This is a genomic window from Pseudomonas sp. Y24-6, assembly GCF_020295325.1.
Lineage (GTDB): Bacteria > Pseudomonadota > Gammaproteobacteria > Pseudomonadales > Pseudomonadaceae > Aquipseudomonas > Aquipseudomonas gregormendelii.
Genome location: NZ_JACBXG010000004.1, coordinates 339,692 through 359,747 on the forward strand (window position 1 = coordinate 339,692; position 20,056 = coordinate 359,747).

The window sequence follows — 20,056 nt, forward strand, 5'->3', positions numbered from 1 at the left end:
TTAAAGGAGTGCGGCACATGTCAAAAGGGCATTCGCTACAAGACCCTTACCTGAATACTTTACGTAAAGAGAAAGTTGGGGTTTCCATCTACCTGGTCAACGGGATCAAACTGCAAGGCACGATCGAGTCTTTCGACCAGTTCGTTATCCTGCTGAAGAACACCGTGAGCCAGATGGTTTACAAACACGCTATCTCGACAGTGGTGCCGGTTCGTCCAATTCGTCTGCCTAGCGCAACCGAATCCGAAGCGGGTGACGCTGAGCCAGGTAACGCCTGATAGGAGTCTCCTTTGTTCTTTGAGCGCCACGGTGGTGGTGAGCGAGTGATCCTCGTTCACTTGGATGGACAGGACCCTGAGGCGCGCGAAGATCCGCAGGAGTTTCAGGAGTTGGCTAATTCGGCCGGCGCCGAGACCGTTGCGTTTTTTAACGTGCCGCGTCATCGGCCAACCGCCAAATTCCTGATCGGCAGTGGCAAGGTCGAGGAACTGCGCGACCTGGTCCATGCCGAGAAGGCAGATCTGGTGATCTTCAATCACATCCTCACGCCGAGTCAGGAACGTAACCTCGAACGGGTTTTCGAGTGTCGCGTGATTGACCGCACCGGTCTGATTCTCGATATTTTCGCCCAGCGCGCCCGTACCCATGAAGGCAAGCTCCAGGTAGAACTGGCCCAGCTTGACCACATGAGCACCCGCCTGGTACGTGGCTGGACTCACCTTGAACGTCAAGGTGGCGGTATCGGCATGCGTGGCCCGGGTGAAACCCAACTGGAAACCGACCGCCGCCTGTTGCGGGTTCGCCTGCGTCAGATCAAGGGCCGGTTGGCAAAAGTGCGCAGCCAGCGCGAACAGTCGCGACGTGGCCGTACGCGCGCGGATATCCCTACCGTGTCTCTGGTGGGGTATACCAACGCCGGCAAGTCCACGCTCTTCAACAACGTGACTAAATCCGATGTGTATGCGGCTGACCAGCTGTTTGCCACCCTGGACCCGACCTTGCGCCGTCTGGAACTGGACGACCTGGGGCCGATCGTGCTGGCCGACACCGTGGGTTTCATTCGCCACTTGCCACACAAGCTGGTCGAGGCGTTTCGGTCTACCCTCGAAGAGTCGAGCAACTCCGATCTGCTGTTGCACGTGATCGATGCGGCCGAGCCGGATCGCATGTTGCAGATCGAACAGGTGATGGTGGTGCTGGGCGAGATTGGTGCCCAGGACTTGCCGATCCTCGAGGTCTATAACAAACTCGATTTGCTTGAAGGCGTCGAGCCACAAATCCAGCGCGACGAAAACGGCAAGCCTCTAAGGGTCTGGTTGTCGGCGCGTGATGGCAGTGGCCTGGAGTTGCTGGAGCAAGCCATTGCCGAGTTGCTGGGCAGTGAGCTGTTTGTGGGTACCTTGCGCTTGCCGCAACGATTCGCTCGACTGCGTGCGCAGTTTTTCGACCTCGGTGCGGTGCAGAAAGAAGAATACGACGAAGAAGGGGTCAGCTTGCTGGCCGTTCGATTGCCGCGCTCGGAGCTCAATCGGCTGGTCAGCCGTGAAGGCGTTGTGCCGACAGAGTTCATCGAGCAACACACTTTGCAATAAAAGCCTGAGAAAGCGGTTGTGCCGCAGTCGCAGGCATTCTGTAGCATTGGTCGGCGCGCCGTGGGTGCGTCTTTGCTTTATCAGATGGAGAGCGCTATGGCTTGGAATGAGCCGGGTGGCAACTCGAATAATCAGGATCCTTGGGGTGGCAAGCGCCGCAATAACGGCGACCGCAAGGGACCACCGGATCTCGACGAGGCCTTCCGAAAGCTGCAGGAAAGCCTGAACGGGTTGTTCGGTGGTGGTAAGAAACGTGGTGATGACGGCGGCGGTTCGGGCAAAAGTGGCGGCTTCGGCGGCATACTTGGCGTCGTCCTCGTCGTGCTGGCGGCTGTGTGGCTGTACAGCGCGGTCTATGTCGTCGACGAGCAGGAGCAAGCCGTGGTGCTGCGCTTCGGCAAGTACTACGAAACGGTTGGCCCGGGCTTGAACATCTACTTCCCGCCAATCGATCGCAAGTACCTGGAAAACGTCACTCGTGAGCGTGCCTACACCAAACAGGGTCAAATGCTGACTGAAGACGAGAACATCGTCGAAGTGCCGCTGACCGTGCAGTACAAGATCAGCAACCTGCAGGACTTCGTGCTGAGCGTCGATCAGCCGGAAATCAGCCTGCAGCACGCGACTGAAAGCGCCTTGCGCCATGTGGTGGGTTCCACCGCCATGGACCAGGTACTGACCGAAGGTCGTGAGTTGATGGCCAGCGAAATCAAGGAGCGCCTGCAACGTTTCATGGATACCTATCGCACCGGTATTACCGTTACCCAGGTCAACGTACAGAGCGCAGCGGCACCGCGTGAAGTGCAGGAAGCCTTCGATGACGTGATCCGTGCCCGTGAAGACGAGCAGCGTTCGCGCAACCAGGCTGAAACCTATGCCAACGGCGTCGTGCCGGAAGCCCGTGGTCAGGCCCAGCGCATCCTTGAAGATGCCAACGGCTACCGTGACGAAACCGTCTCGCGCGCCAAGGGTGAGGCAGATCGCTTCACCAAACTGGTTAGCGAGTATCGCAAGGCACCTGAAGTTACCCGCGAGCGTCTGTATCTGGACACCATGCAGGAAGTCTTCAGCAATACCAGCAAGGTTCTCGTGACCGGTAACAAGAACGGCCAGAGCAATCTGCTGTACTTGCCGCTGGACAAGATGATTGACAGTGGTCGCAGCACCAGCGCTCCGGTGACGGGCGCAGCAGCCACCAGCAATGAAGCGAATGCGCGTGCAGCAGCTGATCTGCAGCAACAGCAGGCACGTACCAGGGAGAGTCGCTGATGAGCAATAAATCGCTGATCGCCCTTATTGTCGTGGTCGTCGTGGCGATCGCTGCCTGGAACTGCTTCTACATCGTGGCTCAGACCGAGCGTGCGGTGTTGCTGCAGTTCGGTCGCGTGGTCCAGGCTGACGTTCAGCCGGGCCTGCATGTGAAAGTGCCTTACGTTAACCAGGTGCGCAAATTCGACGCACGCCTGATGACGCTGGATGCACCGACACAACGTTTCCTGACGCTGGAAAAGAAAGCCGTCATGGTCGATGCCTACGCCAAGTGGCGCGTGAAAGATGCCGAGCGCTTCTACACCGCAACCTCCGGCCTCAAGCAGATCGCTGACGAGCGTCTGTCCCGTCGTCTGGAATCGGGCCTGCGTGACCAGTTCGGTAAGCGCACGTTGCACGAGGTTGTCTCGGGCGAGCGTGATGCGTTGATGTCTGACATCACCGCTTCGCTGAACAAGATGGCCGAAAAAGAGCTGGGCATCGAAGTTGTCGATGTTCGGGTCAAGGCCATCGACCTGCCGAAGGAAGTGAACCGCAGCGTATTCGAACGCATGAGTTCGGAGCGTGAGCGTGAAGCTCGCGAGCACCGCGCCAAAGGTAACGAACTGGCTGAAGGCATCCGTGCCGACGCTGATCGTCAGCGTCGAGTGCTGCTGGCTGAAGCCTATCGTGAATCTGAAGAGGTTCGCGGTGACGGCGACGCCCAGGCGGCGGCGATCTATTCCAAGGCCTACGGCCAGGACCAGGAGTTCTACGGTTTCTATCGTAGCCTGCGAGCCTACCGTGAAAGCTTCGCGAACAAATCCGACGTCATGGTCCTCGACCCAAGCAGCGACTTCTTCCGTTACCTGGAAAAAGCCAAGCCTTGATACGGCGTTGACCTGAATCGTCCTCCGCCTGGCGGCTAAAGCCTCGGGCGGGGTGATCCTTTGGGAAAACGTGTGTATGATGCGGCAGCCGGGAAATTCCCGGCTTTTTTGCGTCTGCACGTTTGATTGCTGTTTTTATGCAGGCACCCGAGTTGAACGACTCGACAGGTTTTTCGAGGGAAATGACAGGCGAAGCCGATTACAGGCTTTTCGCCCTGTTGTTCATGCGCGCTGATTTGCGCATGAGCCGGTCATTTTCTGCTTCACTCAAGGCTCGCCCAACGGCTGGCCGCCCGGATCATAGGGGAATGGCGTAATGGCAACGGTAGACCGCTGGCTGCTGCCAGATGGCATCGAAGAAGTACTGCCACCGGAGGCAGCGCGCATTGAAGTAGCGCGCCGCCAGGTGTTGGATCTGTTCCAGAGCTGGGGTTACGAGTTTGTCGTGACTCCCCATATCGAGTACCTGGAATCCCTGCTGACCGGCGCGGGCCAGGACCTCGATCTGCGTACCTTCAAGGTCATCGACCCGCAGTCGGGGCGGCAGATGGGCTTTCGTGCCGACATCACGCCGCAGGTGGCGCGCATCGATGCGCACACCCTGCGTCGCGAAGGCCCGAGCCGGCTGTGCTATGCCGGCAGCGTCCTGCATGCGCAGCCGCGCGCCTTGTCGTCCTCGCGCAGCCCGATTCAGCTGGGCGCCGAACTGTACGGCGACGGTAGCCCGAGCAGCGACGTGGAAGTCATCAGCCTGATGCTGGCCATGCTGCAACTGGCCGATGTGCCGGACGTGCACATGGACCTGGGGCATGTAGGCATTTACCGTGGCCTGGCGCGCGCCGCCGGTTTGTCCGGTGAAGTCGAGCAGCAGTTGTTCGACGCGCTGCAACGCAAGGCCATCGACGAGGTCATTACGTTGACCGAGGGCTTGCCTGCCGATTTGTCGGGCATGCTGCGTGCGTTGGTCGACCTGTGCGGCGGGCGTGAAGTGCTGGAAGCGGCCCGTGAGCGCCTGGCTCATGCGCCGGCGCCGGTACTGGCTGCACTGGACGACCTGCTGGCAATTGCCGAACGGCTGTCCGTGCGCTTCCCGGAGTTACCGCTGTATTTCGACCTGGGCGAATTGCGTGGTTACCACTACCACACCGGTGTGGTGTTTGCCGTATTCGTGCCGGGTGTTGGCCAGTCCATCGCCCAGGGCGGTCGTTACGACGACATCGGCGCCGACTTCGGTCGTGCCCGCCCGGCCACCGGCTTCTCCACCGATTTGAAAACCCTGGTGACCCTGGGGCGTGCTGAGATCGAGCTACCGTCTGGCGGTATCTGGATGCCTGACAGTACGGATGCGGCACTCTGGCAGCAGGTTTGCCAGTTGCGCAGTGAGGGTCAGCGTGTCGTTCAGGCGTTGCCTGGGCAACCTTTGGCCGCCGCCCGTGAAGCGGACTGCGACCGGCAATTGATTCAGCAGAACGGGCTGTGGCAAGTATCGCCATTGGCTTCTTGAGTTTTCCTGTCGGCCCGTGGCCGGCACCAAGTTTGCGCGAAGAGGACAAGTGTTATGGGTAAGAATGTCGTAGTCCTGGGCACCCAATGGGGTGATGAGGGCAAAGGCAAGATCGTTGATCTGCTGACCGAACATGCTGCCGCCGTAGTGCGCTACCAAGGTGGCCACAACGCGGGTCACACCCTGGTGATCGACGGCGAAAAAACCGTCTTGCACCTGATCCCGTCGGGCGTGCTGCGCGAAGGCGTGCAGTGCCTGATCGGCAACGGCGTGGTGGTTGCACCGGACGCCCTGCTGCGTGAGATCACCAAGCTGGAAGAGAAAGGCGTACCGGTGCGTGAGCGCCTGCGTATCAGCCCGTCCTGCCCGCTGATCCTGTCCTTCCACGTTGCGCTGGACCAGGCCCGTGAAAAAGCCCGTGGCGAGCTGAAGATCGGCACCACCGGTCGCGGCATCGGCCCGGCTTACGAAGACAAGGTCGCACGTCGCGGCCTGCGTGTGGGCGACCTGCTCAACATGCCGCGCTTTGAAGACAAACTGCGTGAACTGGTGGGTTACCACAACTTCATGCTGGTGGGTTACTACAAAGAGCCAGCCATCGAATTCGACAAGACCCTGGCCGAGTGCAAGGAATACGCTGAGCTGCTCAAGCCGCTGATGCTGGATGTGACTGCCGAACTGCACGACCTGCGTCGCGCTGGCAAAGACATCATGTTTGAAGGCGCCCAAGGCTCGCTGCTCGACATCGACCACGGTACCTACCCGTACGTGACCAGCTCCAACACCACCGCTGGTGGCGTGGCGACTGGTTCGGGTGTTGGTCCCATGTTCCTGGACTACATCCTGGGCATCACCAAGGCCTACACCACTCGCGTAGGTTCGGGTCCTTTCCCGACTGAACTGTTCGACGAAGTCGGTGCGCACCTGGCCAAACAAGGCCACGAGTTCGGCGCGACTACCGGCCGTGCCCGCCGTTGTGGCTGGTTCGACGCCGTTATCCTGCGTCGTGCTATCGATGTGAACAGCATCTCGGGCATCTGCCTGACCAAGCTGGACGTACTCGACGGCCTGCAAACCATCAATATCTGCGTCGGCTACCAGGATGCAGAAGGTAAGGACGTGGCTCCAACCGACGCTGACAGCTACGTGGGCCTGGTGCCTGTGTACGAAGAAGTGCCGGGCTGGACCGAGTCGACCGTGGGTGCCAAAACCCTTGAAGAACTGCCAGCTAACGCCCGTGCCTACATCAAGCGTGTTGAAGAGCTGATCGGCGCGCCGATCGACATTATTTCGACAGGTCCGGACCGCAACGAAACCATCGTTCTGCGTCACCCGTTCGCTTAATAAGCTATTGATGTAAAACACAAAGGCCCCTTAATTGGGGCCTTTGTCGTTTCTGCTCTGCCGGCGGCATGACCTTTGCTGTGATCTTCATTAAGTGCATCTTTTGTGGGGTGCCATCAATTTAATGGCGTCAAGCAGAGGGATTCCTAGTGTCAGCCGTTCTCTCATTGTTACAAAGCCGTTTGTTGCGGCCCGTGTTCGTTACCCTCGGTATCGCTCTTTTGGTGCAAGTACTGGTAGCCGTAGCCCTGACACGGAGCACGGTGACTGCGCTGGAAGCTGATTTGGCTGTGCGCCTGGGCGCCGACAGTCAAAAGCTGTCCGGCGAGCTCGAGCAGGCCGGGCGTGAGGTCACGTCGAGTCTCGACAACCTTTCCACCAGCACGCGTCAGCGTCTCACGGCGGGTTTGTCCTCGAAACTGGAAGAGGAACAGGCGCAGCTGCGCGCAACCCTGGAAAAGGATCTCAAGGATTCCGCCAACGACATGGCTCAGCTGCTGGCCTCGGTCGCACCCCGTGCCATGTGGGACAGCGACGTACCGACACTCTCGGAGTTCGCCCGCCGGGCGCAGCGCAACCCCAACGTGCTGTTTGTGGTGTATGACGACGCCACCGGGCAGCACCTCACGCGTTATCTGAACCGTGAGAACCCGATCAACAAGGCCCTGCTGGAAAAAGGCCAGGGCGAGCGCGCGCTGGACAAGGTGCTGGATGCGGCAAAGAACGATCCATCGGTTTACTACCTCGAAGCCTCGATCAACCCCAATGGGGTGGAAATCGGCAAGGTCCTGATGGGCGTCTCGACAGCCTCGGTTGAAGCCGACCTGGCAGCCCTCGACAAGCGCTTCTCGGCGTTGATCGGCAGCAGCGACCAACTGGTCGCCGACAGCCTCAAGGGCGCCGCCGCCGACAGCGCCACGGCCATGCGTGCGCGCCTGCAGTCGGCGCAATCGACCGCATCGGACATGAAAGCCAACACCGCCGCCACTGTGCAGGAGGCGGCGGGTACATTGCGCTGGCGCATAGGCATGAGCCTGGCCGTGGTTGGCTTTGGTGTGCTGCTGTTACTGGCGGTAGTGCTCGGCCGGCGTGTGGTCAACCGTCTGAAGCTGCTGATTGCCGCCATGGACGACCTCGCGGCGGGTGAGGGCGACCTGACCAAGCGCGTGCAGATCAGCAGCAGGGATGAAATCGGCGACATGGCCTCGGCGGTCAACCGCTTCGTCGACAAGTTGCAACCCATCGTGCGCGAAGCCGGGGATGTGGCTCAGCGCACTGGCGTGGAAATCGGCGCGATGACCCTGCGCAATGCCGGGGCTGATGCGGCGGCGGGGATGCAGCGCGATGAAGTGGCCGAGAGCCTGCGGGCACTCTCGCAAATGGCCGATGAAGCGCAGTCGGAAAGTCATGCGATGCAGGCCGCCTTGCAGCAGGTGGTGGACATTCGCTCGGCGACCGATGAGAACACCCGGACCTCGGCAAAAGTCGGCAGCCTGATCGAGGCGCTGGCCGGGCAGGTCGATACCGGGGCCAAGGTGATCGAGCGCCTGGCGCTGCAGAGCGAGCAGATTGAAGTGGTATTGACGGTGATCCACGGGATCGCCGAGCAAACCAACCTGTTGGCGCTCAATGCGGCCATCGAGGCGGCCCGTGCCGGGGAAACCGGTCGCGGGTTTGCGGTGGTGGCAGATGAGGTGCGGGCGTTGGCCAGCAAGACCCAGAGCTCAACCGGCGACATTCAGGCGCATATCGTCGCCCTGCAGCAAGGCGCACGCGAGGCTGTGGCCGCGATTGGCCAGGCTGGGCGCCAGGCCAATGAAGGATTGCTGGTACTGCGTGACAGTGCGCGTTTGCAGCAGTCGGTGCAGGCCTCGGTTGAACAGGTGCATGCGGCCATCGGCCTGGCAACGCAGGCGGCGGCGCACCAGGCGCAAGGCGCGCAGGCGGTGCGGGGACGGGTTGAAACGATTCATGCCCAAGCGGAGAAGGCCGCTCAGGCGGTGGTCGAGACCACGGCCAGCGGCAAGGTGCTGGATGGTTTGGCGGCGCAGCTGAAGGCAAGCCTGGGGCAGTTCAGGGCTTAGGTTTTGTACTGGCAGGTCTGATGCTATCGCGGGCAAGCCCGCTCCCACAGTGACTTCTGTTGAGCACAGATTGTGTGTTCACCGAAGAACACTGTGGGGGCGGGCTTGCCCGCGATAGCGGTCTCAGCGGCTCAGATACATCCGGGTAGTTAACAAATACACCGGCAACCCCGACACCAGAATCAACAACGCCGCATAAGGCGCCGCCGCCGCGAATTCCACATTCGCGGTATGCGCCCACACTTCAGTCGCCAGCGTGTTGAGCCCGGTCGGGCTCAAGAGCAACGTGGCCGTCAGCTCCTTCATCGCGTCCAGGAACACCAGGGCAAACGCCGCCCCCAGCGCCGGGAAAATGATCGGCAACGTCACCCGGCAAAACGCGCTGAAGGACGACGCTCCCAGCGTGCGAGCCGCCTCTTCCAGCTGCGGCGCAGCCTTGTTCAATGCCGTGCGGATCGGTGCCTGGGCCAGCGGTAGAAACAGCAGCGCATAAGCGATCAGCAGCAATGCCGAAGTCTGGTACAGCACCGGTACGTAGTGCAGGGCGAAATACACCAGCGTCAGTGCGATCACCAGGCCTGGCAACGCATGCAGCAGGTAGGGCAGGCGCTCGGCCCAGATCGCCAGCCGGCCCTTGTAGCGCACCACCAGCAAGCCCACCGGCACTGCCAGCACAAGACACAGCGCCGCGCCGCCCAGCGAAAGAGCAAGCGACGACAGCAGCGCCTCGCTGATCGCTGCTACGGGAAAGGCCGCCGACGAACCTACCGCCAGCCAGTACGCCAGCATCCCCAAAGGAATGCCGCTGCCAATGATTGCCAGCATCAGGCAGTACGCCTGTCCCACGACAGCCCAAGGCCCCAGGCGAACCTGCGCAGCCTGTCGCGCCGCGCCCTGGCCGGTGCGCACATGTCGACCCTTGCCGCGCACTTTAAGCTCGAGCCAGAGCAGTATCAGGCACAGCGCCAGCAGTACCGCCGAAAGCATTGCCGCGTTGGCGTTGCTGAATTCGAGCTCGAACTGCTGGTAGATCGCTGTAGTGAAAGTCTGCAGGCCAATGATCGACAGGGCGCCGAACTCCACCAGCATGTGCAAGGCAATCAGCAGGGAACCTGCGAGTAAAGACGGCCATAGCAGCGGCAGCGTGACCCGGAAAAACACGCCCCAGCGATTCTGCCCGAGGGTACGGGCGGACTCCTCCAGGGACGGGTCCAGATTGCGCAAGGTGGCAGCGACGGGCAGGAAGATCAGCGGGTACTTGGACAGGGTCATCACCAGAATTGCCCCGCCCAGGCCTTCAAAGCTTGCGCTCAGAGATACCCAGGTGAAACTGCTGACAAACGCGGGTACCGCGAATGGCAGGCACAGAATCACCCCCCACAGCCGCCGGCCCGGCAGGTTGCTGCGCTCCAGCAGCCAGGCCAGCGACAGGCCGATCACCCCACAGGCGACCGTCACGCCGACCATCAGTGCCAGGGTATTGCGCAGCAGGCCGAACACATACGGCCGCCAGAGCAAGTGCAGCGCTTCGGCCCAGCCGGCCTGCCAGGTTTTGAGGCCGACATACACCAGCGGTAGAAGGCTGAGCACAACCAGTAGCAAAACCGGCAGTAACAGCCAGATAGAAGGCCGCTTGCGACGCGGCACATAACCCCCGCGCGAGGCGGGGGCGGATAACGATGCGCTCATCAGTTCAAGCCAACGTCACGTTCCAGGTCCAGTGCTTCTTCGGCATTGCCGAGGTCGGCGGGGGTGACTTTCGGTGCTTCCAGCTCGCTGAACGGCTTGAGGCCGCGGTCCGATTGCATGCCTTTGTGGAGCGGGTACTCGGCGGTGGTTTGGGTGATCACGCGCTGGCCTTCTTCGCTCGCCATGTAGGCCAGCAACTGCTGGGCTTCCTTGGGATGCTTGCTGGATTTGAGCACGGCTGCGCTGGAAACGGTGATCAGCCCGCCGACGTCACCGCCGGTGAAGTAATGCAGTTTGGAGTCCAGCTGGCCTTTTTCCCGCTGCAGGGCAAACCAGTAGTAGTTGTTCACCAGCACGGTAGCGACTTCGCCGTTTTCAACAGCCTTGAGGGCGACCATGTTGTTGCTGTACGTCTTGCCGAATGCGCGCAGGCCAGTCAGCCATTCTTCGGCGGCGTCCATACCGTGCACCTTGATGATGGCGACTGCCTGTTCCTGGAATGCGCCGCTGGTGGGCACGAAGCCGACTTTGCCTTGCCATTTCGGGTCGGAGAATTCCATCACCGACTTGGGCAGGTCTTTTTCGTCGATCAGCTTGGGGTTGTAGGCGACTACACGAACCCGGGCGGTGATGCCGATCCAGGTGCCGTCCGCGGCAACATAGTCCTTGGGCAGCACGGCGAGGGTGGCCGCATCGGCAGGCGCGAGCACGCCCTGTTGCCCGAGTTTGTTCAGCGGAGGCGATTCTTCGGTATAGATCACGTCGGCAGGGGAGCGCTCGCCCTCTTCGACAACCTGGCTGGCCAGCTGGTTGCTGCTGCCCTTGCGCACATTGACGTGAATGCCAGTCTTGGCTTCGAAGGCCTTGGCGACGGCGTCGCCCACTTCCTTGTGTTGACCGTTATAGAGTGTCAGGGAAACTGGATCAGCAGCCTGGGTGAGGGGAGTGGCGATTGCCAGGCCGAGCAGGGTGATGGTCAGGCCGCGGCGCAGGGTATTTCGAAGCATCATTCGCAGGGTTCCTCACTGTCGCATTGCAAAAACTTGAAACAATGATAAACGATATTGTTTCTCAAGTGCGCTTTGCGGGGGTGGGAATGCCTGTGCTGGAAAAGGGCGAATGCACGCCGACCCACCGTAGGAGCTGCCGAAGGCTGCGATCTTTTGATCTTCAGCGCCGTCATATCAGTCAACAATCAAGATCAAAGATCGCAGCCTTCGGCAGCTCCTACAGAGGAATTGATGCCGAATACAGATTTCTGGAAGCCAGAAACGCAAAAACCCGCTTTCGCGGGTTTTTGTGAAACCCAAGGCCGAAACCTTGGATTTGAATTGGTGCCCAGAAGAAGACTCGAACTTCCACGACCTTGCGGTCACCAGCACCTGAAGCTGGCGTGTCTACCAATTTCACCATCTGGGCATAATCTTCAGCGTTGCCGCTGTTGATGTGGCGCACTATACGGAGAGCTTTTTGATCTGTAAACCCCTGATTTAATTTTAATAAATCAAAAGCTTATAATGCAAAAAACCCGCTTTCGCGGGTTTTTGTGCGAGTCTTGAAATTGATCTAATCTCAAGCTCGAAATTGGTGCCCAGAAGAAGACTCGAACTTCCACGACCTTGCGGTCACCAGCACCTGAAGCTGGCGTGTCTACCAATTTCACCATCTGGGCATAATCTTCAGCGTTGCCGCTGTTGATGTGGCGCACTATACGGAGAGCTTTTTGATCTGTAAACCCCTGATTTAATTTTAATAAATCAAAAGCTTATAATGCAAAAAACCCGCTTTCGCGGGTTTTTGTGCGAGTCTTGAAATTGATCTAATCTCAAGCTCGAAATTGGTGCCCAGAAGAAGACTCGAACTTCCACGACCTTGCGGTCACCAGCACCTGAAGCTGGCGTGTCTACCAATTTCACCATCTGGGCATAATCTTCAGCGTTGCCGCTGTTGATGTGGCGCACTATACGGAGAGCTTTTTGATCTGTAAACCCCTGATTTAATTTTAATAAATCAAAAGCTTATAATGCAAAAAACCCGCTTTCGCGGGTTTTTGTGCGAGTCTTGAAATTGATCTAATCTCAAGCTCGAAATTGGTGCCCAGAAGAAGACTCGAACTTCCACGACCTTGCGGTCACCAGCACCTGAAGCTGGCGTGTCTACCAATTTCACCATCTGGGCAGTATCGGCAACGTCTCCGTCGTCGATGGCGCGCACTATACGGAGCGTCTTTTTAACTGTAAACCCCTGGCATCAAAAAAACCTGCAAAATGTTACCAGTGGCATTTAAATCGGCGTTGAGGTGTCGATAAAGGGCTTTGGACAGGCTCTCGCAGCCTGAAATTTCCCGTTTCATTACGCCTATGCCAAACTAACCGCATATAGACAAGGTGAAAACTCTCTAATGGCCGATTGGCAGTCCCTCGATCCCGAGGCCGCTCGTGAAGCGGAAAAATATGAAAACCCTATTCCTAGCCGCGAACTGATCCTTCAGCATCTTGCTGATCGGGGTTCGCCTGCTAACCGCGAGCAACTGGTCGAAGAGTTTGGTCTGACCACAGAAGACCAGATCGAAGCCCTGCGCCGCCGCCTGCGCGCCATGGAGCGCGACGCCCAACTCATCTACACCCGTCGTGGCACCTATGCGCCGGTGGACAAGCTCGACTTGATCCTCGGCCGCATCAGTGGTCACCGGGACGGCTTCGGCTTCCTGGTGCCGGATGACGGCAGTGACGACCTGTTCATGAGCCCGGCGCAAATGCGCCTGGTGTTCGACGGTGATCGTGCACTGGCCCGTGTTTCCGGCCTGGATCGTCGTGGTCGCCGCGAAGGCATGATCGTCGAAGTGGTGTCCCGTGCCCACGAGACCATCGTCGGTCGTTACTTCGAAGAGGGTGGTATCGGCTTCGTGGTCGCGGACAACCCGAAAATCCAGCAGGAAGTGCTGGTCACACCGGGCCGTAATGCCAATGCCAAGATCGGTCAGTTCGTTGAAGTGAAGATCACCCACTGGCCGACCCCACGCTTCCAGCCGCAAGGCGATGTGGTCGAGGTCGTGGGCAACTACATGGCGCCGGGTATGGAAATCGACGTCGCCCTGCGTGCGTACGATATCCCGCACGTCTGGCCTGAAGCGGTGTTGAAAGAAGCCGCCAAGCTCAAGCCTGAAGTCGAAGAGAAAGACAAAGAGAAGCGCATCGACCTGCGCCATCTGCCGTTCGTCACCATTGACGGTGAGGACGCGCGCGACTTCGATGATGCCGTTTACTGTGAAGCCAAGCCGGGCAAGCTGCGCCTGTTCTCCGGCGGCTGGAAGTTGTACGTGGCAATTGCCGACGTCTCCAGCTACGTGAAAATCGGCTCGGCCCTGGATAACGAATCCCAGGTTCGGGGCAACTCGGTGTACTTCCCCGAGCGCGTGATTCCGATGCTGCCGGAGCAGCTGTCCAACGGCCTGTGCTCGCTGAACCCGCACGTCGATCGCCTGGCCATGGTTTGCGAGATGACCATCTCCAAAACCGGCGAGATGACTGACTACTGCTTCTACGAGGCCGTGATCCACTCCCACGCCCGCCTGACCTACAACAAGGTCAGCGCGATGCTGGAAACGCCGAAACTCACCGAGGCGCGTCAGCTTCGCGGCGAGTACAACGATGTCCTGCCGCACCTCAAGCAGCTTTACGCGCTTTACAAAGTGCTGCTGGGCGCGCGTCACGTGCGCGGCGCGATCGATTTCGAAACCCAGGAAACCCGGATTATCTTCGGCACCGAGCGCAAGATTGCCGAAATCCGTCCTACCGTGCGTAACGATGCGCACAAGCTGATCGAGGAGTGCATGCTGGCGGCCAACGTGGCCACCGCAGAGTTCCTCAAGAAGCACGAAATTCCGGCTCTGTATCGCGTTCACAACGGTCCGCCACCGGAGCGTCTGGAAAAACTGCGCGCGTTTCTGGGTGAGCTTGGCCTGTCCCTGCACAAAGGCAAGGACGGCCCGTCGCCGAAGGATTACCAGGCGTTGCTGGCCAGCATCAAGGACCGTCCGGATTTCCACCTGATCCAGACCGTCATGCTGCGTTCCCTGAGTCAGGCGGTGTATAGCGCTGATAACCAGGGCCACTTCGGCCTGAATTACGAAGCCTATACCCACTTCACTTCGCCGATCCGTCGCTACCCGGACCTGCTCACGCACCGGGCGATCCGCAGTGTCATCCATTCGAAGCAGGACACCCCGCACGTTCGCCGTGCTGGCGCGATGACCATTCCGAAAGCGCGGATCTATCCGTACGACGAAGCCGCCCTCGAGCAGCTCGGCGAGCAATGCTCGATGAGTGAGCGCCGCGCCGACGAAGCGACCCGCGACGTAGTGAACTGGCTCAAGTGCGAGTTCATGAAGGATCGCGTGGGTGAATCGTTCCCGGGTGTGATCACCGCCGTGACCGGTTTTGGCCTGTTCGTCGAGCTGACCGATATCTACGTCGAAGGCCTGGTGCACGTCACTGCGCTGCCGGGGGATTACTACCACTTCGATCCCGTGCACCACCGCCTCGCCGGTGAGCGCACCGGTCGCAGCTTCCGCCTTGGCGATACCGTTGAAGTGCGCGTGATGCGCGTTGACCTCGACGAGCGCAAGATCGACTTCGAGATGGCTGAAAAAACCATCAGCGCGCCAATCGGCCGTAAGAAGCGCGGAACTGAAAAAACCGAGCCAGCCAGCAAGTCCACGGCTAAAACCGTTGCCGAGCCGGCGGCCGCGAAAACCGGCCGTCGTCCAGCGAAGGAGAAGGCTGTCGAAGCCTATCGTCCGAGCGATGCGGCGGCAAAAAATGCCGAGCTGCGTAAAAGTCGTGAATTGAAGCAGGCATTGCTGTCTGAAGCGAAAAGCGGCGGTAAAGCGGCGTCTGGGGGAAAGACCGGACGGTCGGCGCCTGACAAGGCTCCCGGCAGCAAGCCAAGCAAACACCGTAAAGGCCCGCCAAAAGCGGGCTCGGCCCCAGCCAAAAGCGGCGGGGCGCGTAAACCTAAGGCCAAGTCATGAGTCAGTTGGAAAAAATCTACGGCGTACATGCCGTAGAAGCGCTGCTGCGCCATCACCCGAAACGCGTCAAGCAGATCTGGTTGGCAGAAGGTCGCAGCGACCCGCGGGTGAAAACCCTGATCGAACTCGCTGCCGAGAATCGCGTGGCGGTCGGCAATGCCGAGCGTCGCGAGCTCGACGCCTGGGTTGAGGGTGTACACCAGGGCGTGGTGGCGGATGTGAGTCCGAGCCAGGTCTGGGGTGAGGCGATGCTGGACGAGCTGCTCGATCGCACCGACGGCGCACCACTGCTGCTGGTGCTCGACGGCGTAACCGACCCGCACAACCTTGGCGCCTGCCTGCGTTCGGCCGATGCGGCCGGAGCGCTGGCGGTGATCGTGCCGAAGGACAAGTCAGCCACCTTGACCCCGACAGTGCGCAAGGTCGCCTGTGGCGCAGCGGAAGTGATTCCGCTGGTTGCAGTGACCAACCTCGCGCGCACGCTTGAAAAGCTCAAGCAGCGTGGCTTGTGGGTTGTCGGCACGGCGGGCGAGGCCGAACAGAGCCTGTATCAACAGGACATGACCGGCCCGACTATCCTGATCATGGGTGCAGAAGGCAGCGGCATGCGTCGCCTGACCCGCGACCTGTGCGATTATCTTGTGCACCTGCCGATGGCCGGCAGCGTCAGCAGCCTCAACGTATCCGTGGCAACGGGCGTATGCCTGTTCGAAGCCCAGCGCCAGCGTAGCGTCAAGGCGGCCACCAAAAAGTCCTGACACTCCGCAGGCCCCGTAGGAGCTGCCGAAGGCTGCGATCTTCTGATCTTGCTTTAAAAACAAAATCAAAAGATCGCAGCCTCGCTTCACTCGGCAGCTCCTACAGATGTTCGGAACGGCGTCCGGGTGATTGTTCAAATAATCACCAATTACCTTGCACCTCTTGCGCCCCTTCTCTACAATTGCGCCCCTTGCTGTGACGGCAGGCACGCATGTGTCTATCGCAAGCAAGTCCATAAGTGTCATTCACTCCTTGTCTGACCGCTTTTGAGCGGCAGGCTACAACCCGTAAGGAGCATTCATGCGTCATTACGAAATCATCTTTTTGGTCCACCCGGATCAAAGCGAGCAAGTCGGCGGCATGGTTGAGCGTTACACCAAGCTGATCGAAGAAGACGGCGGCAAAATCCACCGTCTGGAAGATTGGGGCCGTCGTCAACTGGCCTACGCAATCAACAATGTTCACAAGGCTCACTACGTGATGCTGAACGTTGAGTGCACTGGCAAGGCCCTGGCCGAGCTGGAAGACAACTTCCGCTACAACGATGCAGTGATCCGTAACCTGGTCATCCGTCGCGAAGAAGCCGTTACCGGCCAATCCGAGATGCTCAAGGCTGAAGAAAACCGCAGTGAGCGCCGTGAGCGTCGCGACCGTCCTGAGCACGAAGGCGCTGAAAGCGCTGATAGTGATGACAGCGACAACAGCGATAACGCTGACGAGTAATCCACGGACCTTTTGAGGAGCCTATTACATGGCACGTTTCTTCCGTCGTCGTAAATTCTGCCGCTTCACCGCTGAAGACGTGAAAGAGATCGATTACAAAGATCTCAACACTCTGAAAGCCTACGTATCCGAGACCGGCAAAATTGTTCCAAGCCGCATCACCGGTACCAAAGCTCGTTATCAGCGTCAGCTGGCCACCGCTATCAAGCGCGCCCGCTTCCTGGCCCTGCTGGCCTACACCGACAGCCACGGCCGCTGAGACCGGGCAGTCGACTCGTAGCAAAGGATTGAATGCATGCGTGCCATAGCTGAGTTCATCATGCGCGGCCGTATGCAGGCCACTCTGGTAGTGGCTGGATGCGCGGCATTGCCGTTGTTGTATTGGTTGGGTGCTGCCGCGGGATGCTTCGTGCTCCTGCGGCGCGGATTGAAGGACGCGACGAGCGTTCTTGCTCTGGGACTGCTGCCGGCCCTGGTCTGGTGGCTTTATGCCGATGACCCTCGCTCACTTCTGGTGCTGCTGGGGTCTTGGAGCCTTGCGTTGGTTTTGCGCGCAAGTGAGTCCTGGAACCGCGTGCTGCTGGTCAGCATAGCGATGGGAGTGGTGTTTTCAGTGGTGCTGGGGATCGCTTTTGGTCCCCAGATCGAGATGCTGGCGCAGGCCTTGATAAAGGTCATGCCGTCGCTACTCGGTGATGTCTACCAGAAGTTGTCGGTAGACGAGCAAGCGCATTTTGCGTCCCTGATTGCACCGGTCCTGACCGGCCTGATTGCGGCCTTGTTGCAAATCGTCAGTGTGCTGAGCCTGATTGTCGGGCGCTACTGGCAGGCGTTGTTGTACAACCCGGGTGGTTTTGGTCGCGAATTTCGCGCCATCCGATTCCCGCTTCTACCAGCGATGTTGCTGCTGGCGTGCATGCTTCTGGGGCCGAACATCGGTCCACAGATGGCCATGCTGACGCCGTTGTGCAGTGTACCGCTGGTGTTTGCCGCACTGTCCCTGATGCATGGGCTGGTAGCGCAGAAGCGATTGGCCAGGTTCTGGCTGGTGGGGTTGTACGTCACGCTGTTGCTGTTCATGCAGCTGATCTATCCGTTGCTGGTGGTCTTGGCCATCGTCGACAGCCTGATTGATTTTCGCGGTCGTCTGGCGCCGAAAGACGCCGATAACGCGAACGGTGAAGGTTAAAAGTTAAGAGGATTTTCACATGCAACTGATCCTTCTGGAAAAAGTCACCAACCTGGGCAACCTGGGTGACAAAGTGAACGTTAAGGCTGGTTACGGTCGTAACTACCTGCTGCCTTACGGCAAAGCTACCGCTGCGACCCCAGCCAACCTGGCTGCGTTCGAAGAGCGTCGCGCTGAGCTGGAAAAAGCCGCAGCAGACCGTAAAACTTCGGCTGAAAGCCGTGCCGCCCAACTGGCTGAGCTGGAAGTGACTATCACTGCCACCGCTGGTGACGAAGGCAAGCTGTTCGGTTCGATCGGCACCCACGACATCGCTGATGCACTGACCGCCTCTGGCGTTGAAGTTGCAAAAAGCGAAGTTCGTCTGCCGAACGGCACCATCCGCAACGTAGGCGAATTCGACGTGGCCGTGCACCTGCACGCCGAAGTTGAAGCCACCGTACGCGTTGTCGTGGTAGCAGCTTAAGCAGCACTTGTCGGCTGGCACCCTTGGGTGCTTGCCGGTAACATCGGGCACGATCCTGTTTACAGGTCGTGCCCTTTGTCTTTCTGCAGTTCCTGTTTTTCACAAACCTATTCAAGTGGCCATGAACGATATCTCCGCTCCTGAGCAATACGATCTGCAAACCGCTGCCCTGAAGGTGCCGCCGCATTCCATCGAGGCCGAACAGGCTGTGCTCGGTGGTTTGATGCTGGACAACAACGCCTGGGAACGCGTGCTCGATCAAGTTTCGGATGGCGATTTTTATCGACATGACCACCGCCTGATCTTCCGCGCGATCGCCAAGCTGGCGGACCAGAATTCGCCGATCGACGTCGTGACCCTTGCCGAGCAACTGGACAAGGAGGGTCAGACCTCGCAGGTCGGCGGTCTCGGATACCTGGGTGAGCTGGCGAAGAACACGCCATCTGTCGCCAACATCAAGGCGTACGCGCAGATCGTTCGCGCACGGGCAACCTTGCGTCAACTGATCGGCATTGCTTCTGAAATTGCCGACAGTGCCTTCAACCCGGAAGGCCGCACGGCAGAAGAGATTCTCGACGAAGCGGAACGGCAGATCTTCCAGATCGCCGAGGCCCGGCCAAAAACCGGCGGCCCGGTGAGCGTGAATGACCTGCTAACCAAGGCCATCGACCGCATCGACACCTTGTTCAATACCGACAACGCGATCACCGGCCTGTCCACCGGGTACACCGACCTCGACGGCATGACCAGCGGCCTGCAGCCATCTGACTTGATCATCGTCGCCGGCCGTCCGTCCATGGGTAAAACCACCTTTGCGATGAATCTGGTGGAAAACGCCGTGCTGCGCAGCGACAAATGCGTGCTGGTGTACTCGCTGGAGATGCCAGGTGAATCGCTGATCATGCGTATGTTGTCGTCCCTGGGGCGTATCGACCAGACCAAGGTCCGTGCCGGTCGCCTCGACGACGATGACTGGCCGCGCCTGACCTCGGCAGTCAACCTGCTCAACGACCGCAAGCTGTTCATCGACGATACGGCCGGTATCAGCCCGTCGGAGATGCGTGCGCGTACCCGGCGCCTGGTGCGTGAGCACGGCGATGTCGCCCTGATCATGATCGACTACCTGCAATTGATGCAGATTCCAGGTTCCGGTGGCGATAACCGAACCAACGAGATTTCCGAGATTTCCCGTTCCCTCAAGGCCCTGGCCAAGGAATTCAATTGCCCGGTGGTGGCTTTATCCCAGCTCAACCGGTCTTTGGAACAACGTCCGAACAAACGCCCGATCAACTCCGACCTCCGGGAATCCGGAGCGATCGAGCAGGATGCTGACGTGATCATGTTCGTGTACCGGGATGAGGTTTATCACCCGGAGACCGAGCACAAAGGCATCGCCGAGATCATCATCGGCAAGCAGCGGAACGGCCCGATCGGCACGTCGCGCCTGGCGTTCATCGGCAAGTACACCCGCTTCGAAAACCTCGCGCCGGGTAGCTATAACTTCGACGACGAATAAGCTGTAGCGCCTGAGAGGGC

16 protein-coding genes and 4 tRNA genes are annotated in these 20,056 nt (G+C 59.4%); 14 read left to right on the forward strand and 6 right to left on the reverse strand.

Features of this window, described 5'->3' with window-relative positions; all coding sequences use genetic code 11:
• The first annotated feature begins 17 nt into the window (after positions 1–17).
• The 7 genes from hfq to HYI44_RS10330 all read left to right on the forward strand — a co-directional run bounded on the left by hfq (position 18) and on the right by HYI44_RS10330 (position 8,662).
• Positions 18–278: an RNA chaperone Hfq gene (gene hfq, locus HYI44_RS10300; protein ID WP_007902656.1), complete on the forward strand. Its 261-nt coding sequence runs from the start codon at positions 18–20 to the stop codon at positions 276–278.
• 12 nt (positions 279–290) lie between these two features.
• Complete coding sequence (hflX, locus tag HYI44_RS10305) at positions 291–1,592, forward strand: ribosome rescue GTPase HflX (RefSeq protein ID WP_045061837.1); 1,302 nt, start codon at positions 291–293, stop codon at positions 1,590–1,592.
• A gap of 96 nt (positions 1,593–1,688) precedes the next feature.
• Positions 1,689–2,861, forward strand: coding sequence for an FtsH protease activity modulator HflK (hflK, locus tag HYI44_RS10310; RefSeq protein WP_122841560.1), 1,173 nt, complete (start codon positions 1,689–1,691; stop codon positions 2,859–2,861).
• Positions 2,861–3,730, forward strand: coding sequence for a protease modulator HflC (gene hflC, locus HYI44_RS10315; RefSeq protein WP_045061835.1), 870 nt, complete (start codon positions 2,861–2,863; stop codon positions 3,728–3,730). Before hflK ends, hflC begins: the two co-directional genes overlap by 1 nt.
• A gap of 316 nt (positions 3,731–4,046) precedes the next feature.
• Positions 4,047–5,234 (forward strand): ATP phosphoribosyltransferase regulatory subunit, encoded by a 1,188-nt coding sequence (locus HYI44_RS10320; RefSeq protein ID WP_225569350.1) that lies wholly within the window; start codon positions 4,047–4,049, stop codon positions 5,232–5,234.
• 54 nt (positions 5,235–5,288) lie between these two features.
• Positions 5,289–6,578: an adenylosuccinate synthase gene (locus HYI44_RS10325; protein WP_225569351.1), complete on the forward strand. Its 1,290-nt coding sequence runs from the start codon at positions 5,289–5,291 to the stop codon at positions 6,576–6,578.
• 149 nt (positions 6,579–6,727) lie between these two features.
• Positions 6,728–8,662, forward strand: a complete 1,935-nt coding sequence (locus tag HYI44_RS10330) for a methyl-accepting chemotaxis protein (RefSeq protein ID WP_122841562.1) — start codon at positions 6,728–6,730, stop codon at positions 8,660–8,662.
• 123 nt (positions 8,663–8,785) lie between these two features.
• On the opposite strand, the gene HYI44_RS10335 is transcribed toward HYI44_RS10330, so the two are convergent.
• From HYI44_RS10335 to HYI44_RS10360, 6 genes are all read right to left on the reverse strand, one after another.
• Positions 8,786–10,351 (reverse strand): ABC transporter permease, encoded by a 1,566-nt coding sequence (locus HYI44_RS10335; protein ID WP_122841563.1) that lies wholly within the window; start codon positions 10,349–10,351, stop codon positions 8,786–8,788.
• Positions 10,351–11,361, reverse strand: coding sequence for an extracellular solute-binding protein (locus HYI44_RS10340; protein WP_122841564.1), 1,011 nt, complete (start codon positions 11,359–11,361; stop codon positions 10,351–10,353). The genes HYI44_RS10335 and HYI44_RS10340 overlap by 1 nt, the downstream gene beginning before the upstream one ends.
• Before the next feature lie 322 nt (positions 11,362–11,683).
• Positions 11,684–11,770 (reverse strand) — tRNA-Leu (locus HYI44_RS10345).
• 166 nt (positions 11,771–11,936) lie between these two features.
• Positions 11,937–12,023 (reverse strand) — tRNA-Leu (locus HYI44_RS10350).
• A 166-nt stretch (positions 12,024–12,189) separates the two neighbouring features.
• Positions 12,190–12,276, reverse strand: a tRNA-Leu gene (locus tag HYI44_RS10355).
• A 166-nt stretch (positions 12,277–12,442) separates the two neighbouring features.
• Positions 12,443–12,529: transfer RNA gene (locus HYI44_RS10360), tRNA-Leu, on the reverse strand.
• A 223-nt stretch (positions 12,530–12,752) separates the two neighbouring features.
• On the opposite strand from HYI44_RS10360, the gene rnr reads away from it, so the two are divergent.
• The 7 genes from rnr to dnaB all read left to right on the forward strand — a co-directional run bounded on the left by rnr (position 12,753) and on the right by dnaB (position 20,036).
• Positions 12,753–15,383: a ribonuclease R gene (rnr, locus tag HYI44_RS10365; RefSeq protein WP_205892005.1), complete on the forward strand. Its 2,631-nt coding sequence runs from the start codon at positions 12,753–12,755 to the stop codon at positions 15,381–15,383.
• The gene (gene rlmB / locus HYI44_RS10370; RefSeq protein ID WP_225569352.1) at positions 15,380–16,141 is read left to right on the forward strand and encodes a 23S rRNA (guanosine(2251)-2'-O)-methyltransferase RlmB; all 762 of its coding nucleotides are present in this window, start codon (positions 15,380–15,382) and stop codon (positions 16,139–16,141) included. Before rnr ends, rlmB begins: the two co-directional genes overlap by 4 nt.
• Positions 16,142–16,442: 301 nt before the next feature.
• Positions 16,443–16,865: a 30S ribosomal protein S6 gene (rpsF, locus tag HYI44_RS10375; protein WP_003217491.1), complete on the forward strand. Its 423-nt coding sequence runs from the start codon at positions 16,443–16,445 to the stop codon at positions 16,863–16,865.
• A gap of 28 nt (positions 16,866–16,893) precedes the next feature.
• Positions 16,894–17,124 carry a 30S ribosomal protein S18 gene (gene rpsR / locus HYI44_RS10380; RefSeq protein WP_002551829.1) on the forward strand — a complete coding sequence of 77 codons (231 nt, stop codon included), beginning with the start codon at positions 16,894–16,896 and terminating at the stop codon, positions 17,122–17,124.
• A 36-nt stretch (positions 17,125–17,160) separates the two neighbouring features.
• Complete coding sequence (locus tag HYI44_RS10385; protein WP_122841567.1) at positions 17,161–18,054, forward strand: hypothetical protein; 894 nt, start codon at positions 17,161–17,163, stop codon at positions 18,052–18,054.
• Between the two features lie 19 nt (positions 18,055–18,073).
• On the forward strand, positions 18,074–18,520 hold the full coding sequence (gene rplI, locus HYI44_RS10390; protein ID WP_008035347.1) for a 50S ribosomal protein L9: 447 nt from the start codon (positions 18,074–18,076) through the stop codon (positions 18,518–18,520).
• A gap of 121 nt (positions 18,521–18,641) precedes the next feature.
• Positions 18,642–20,036: a replicative DNA helicase gene (dnaB, locus tag HYI44_RS10395; RefSeq protein WP_045061826.1), complete on the forward strand. Its 1,395-nt coding sequence runs from the start codon at positions 18,642–18,644 to the stop codon at positions 20,034–20,036.
• The last annotated feature ends 20 nt before the right edge of the window (positions 20,037–20,056 follow it).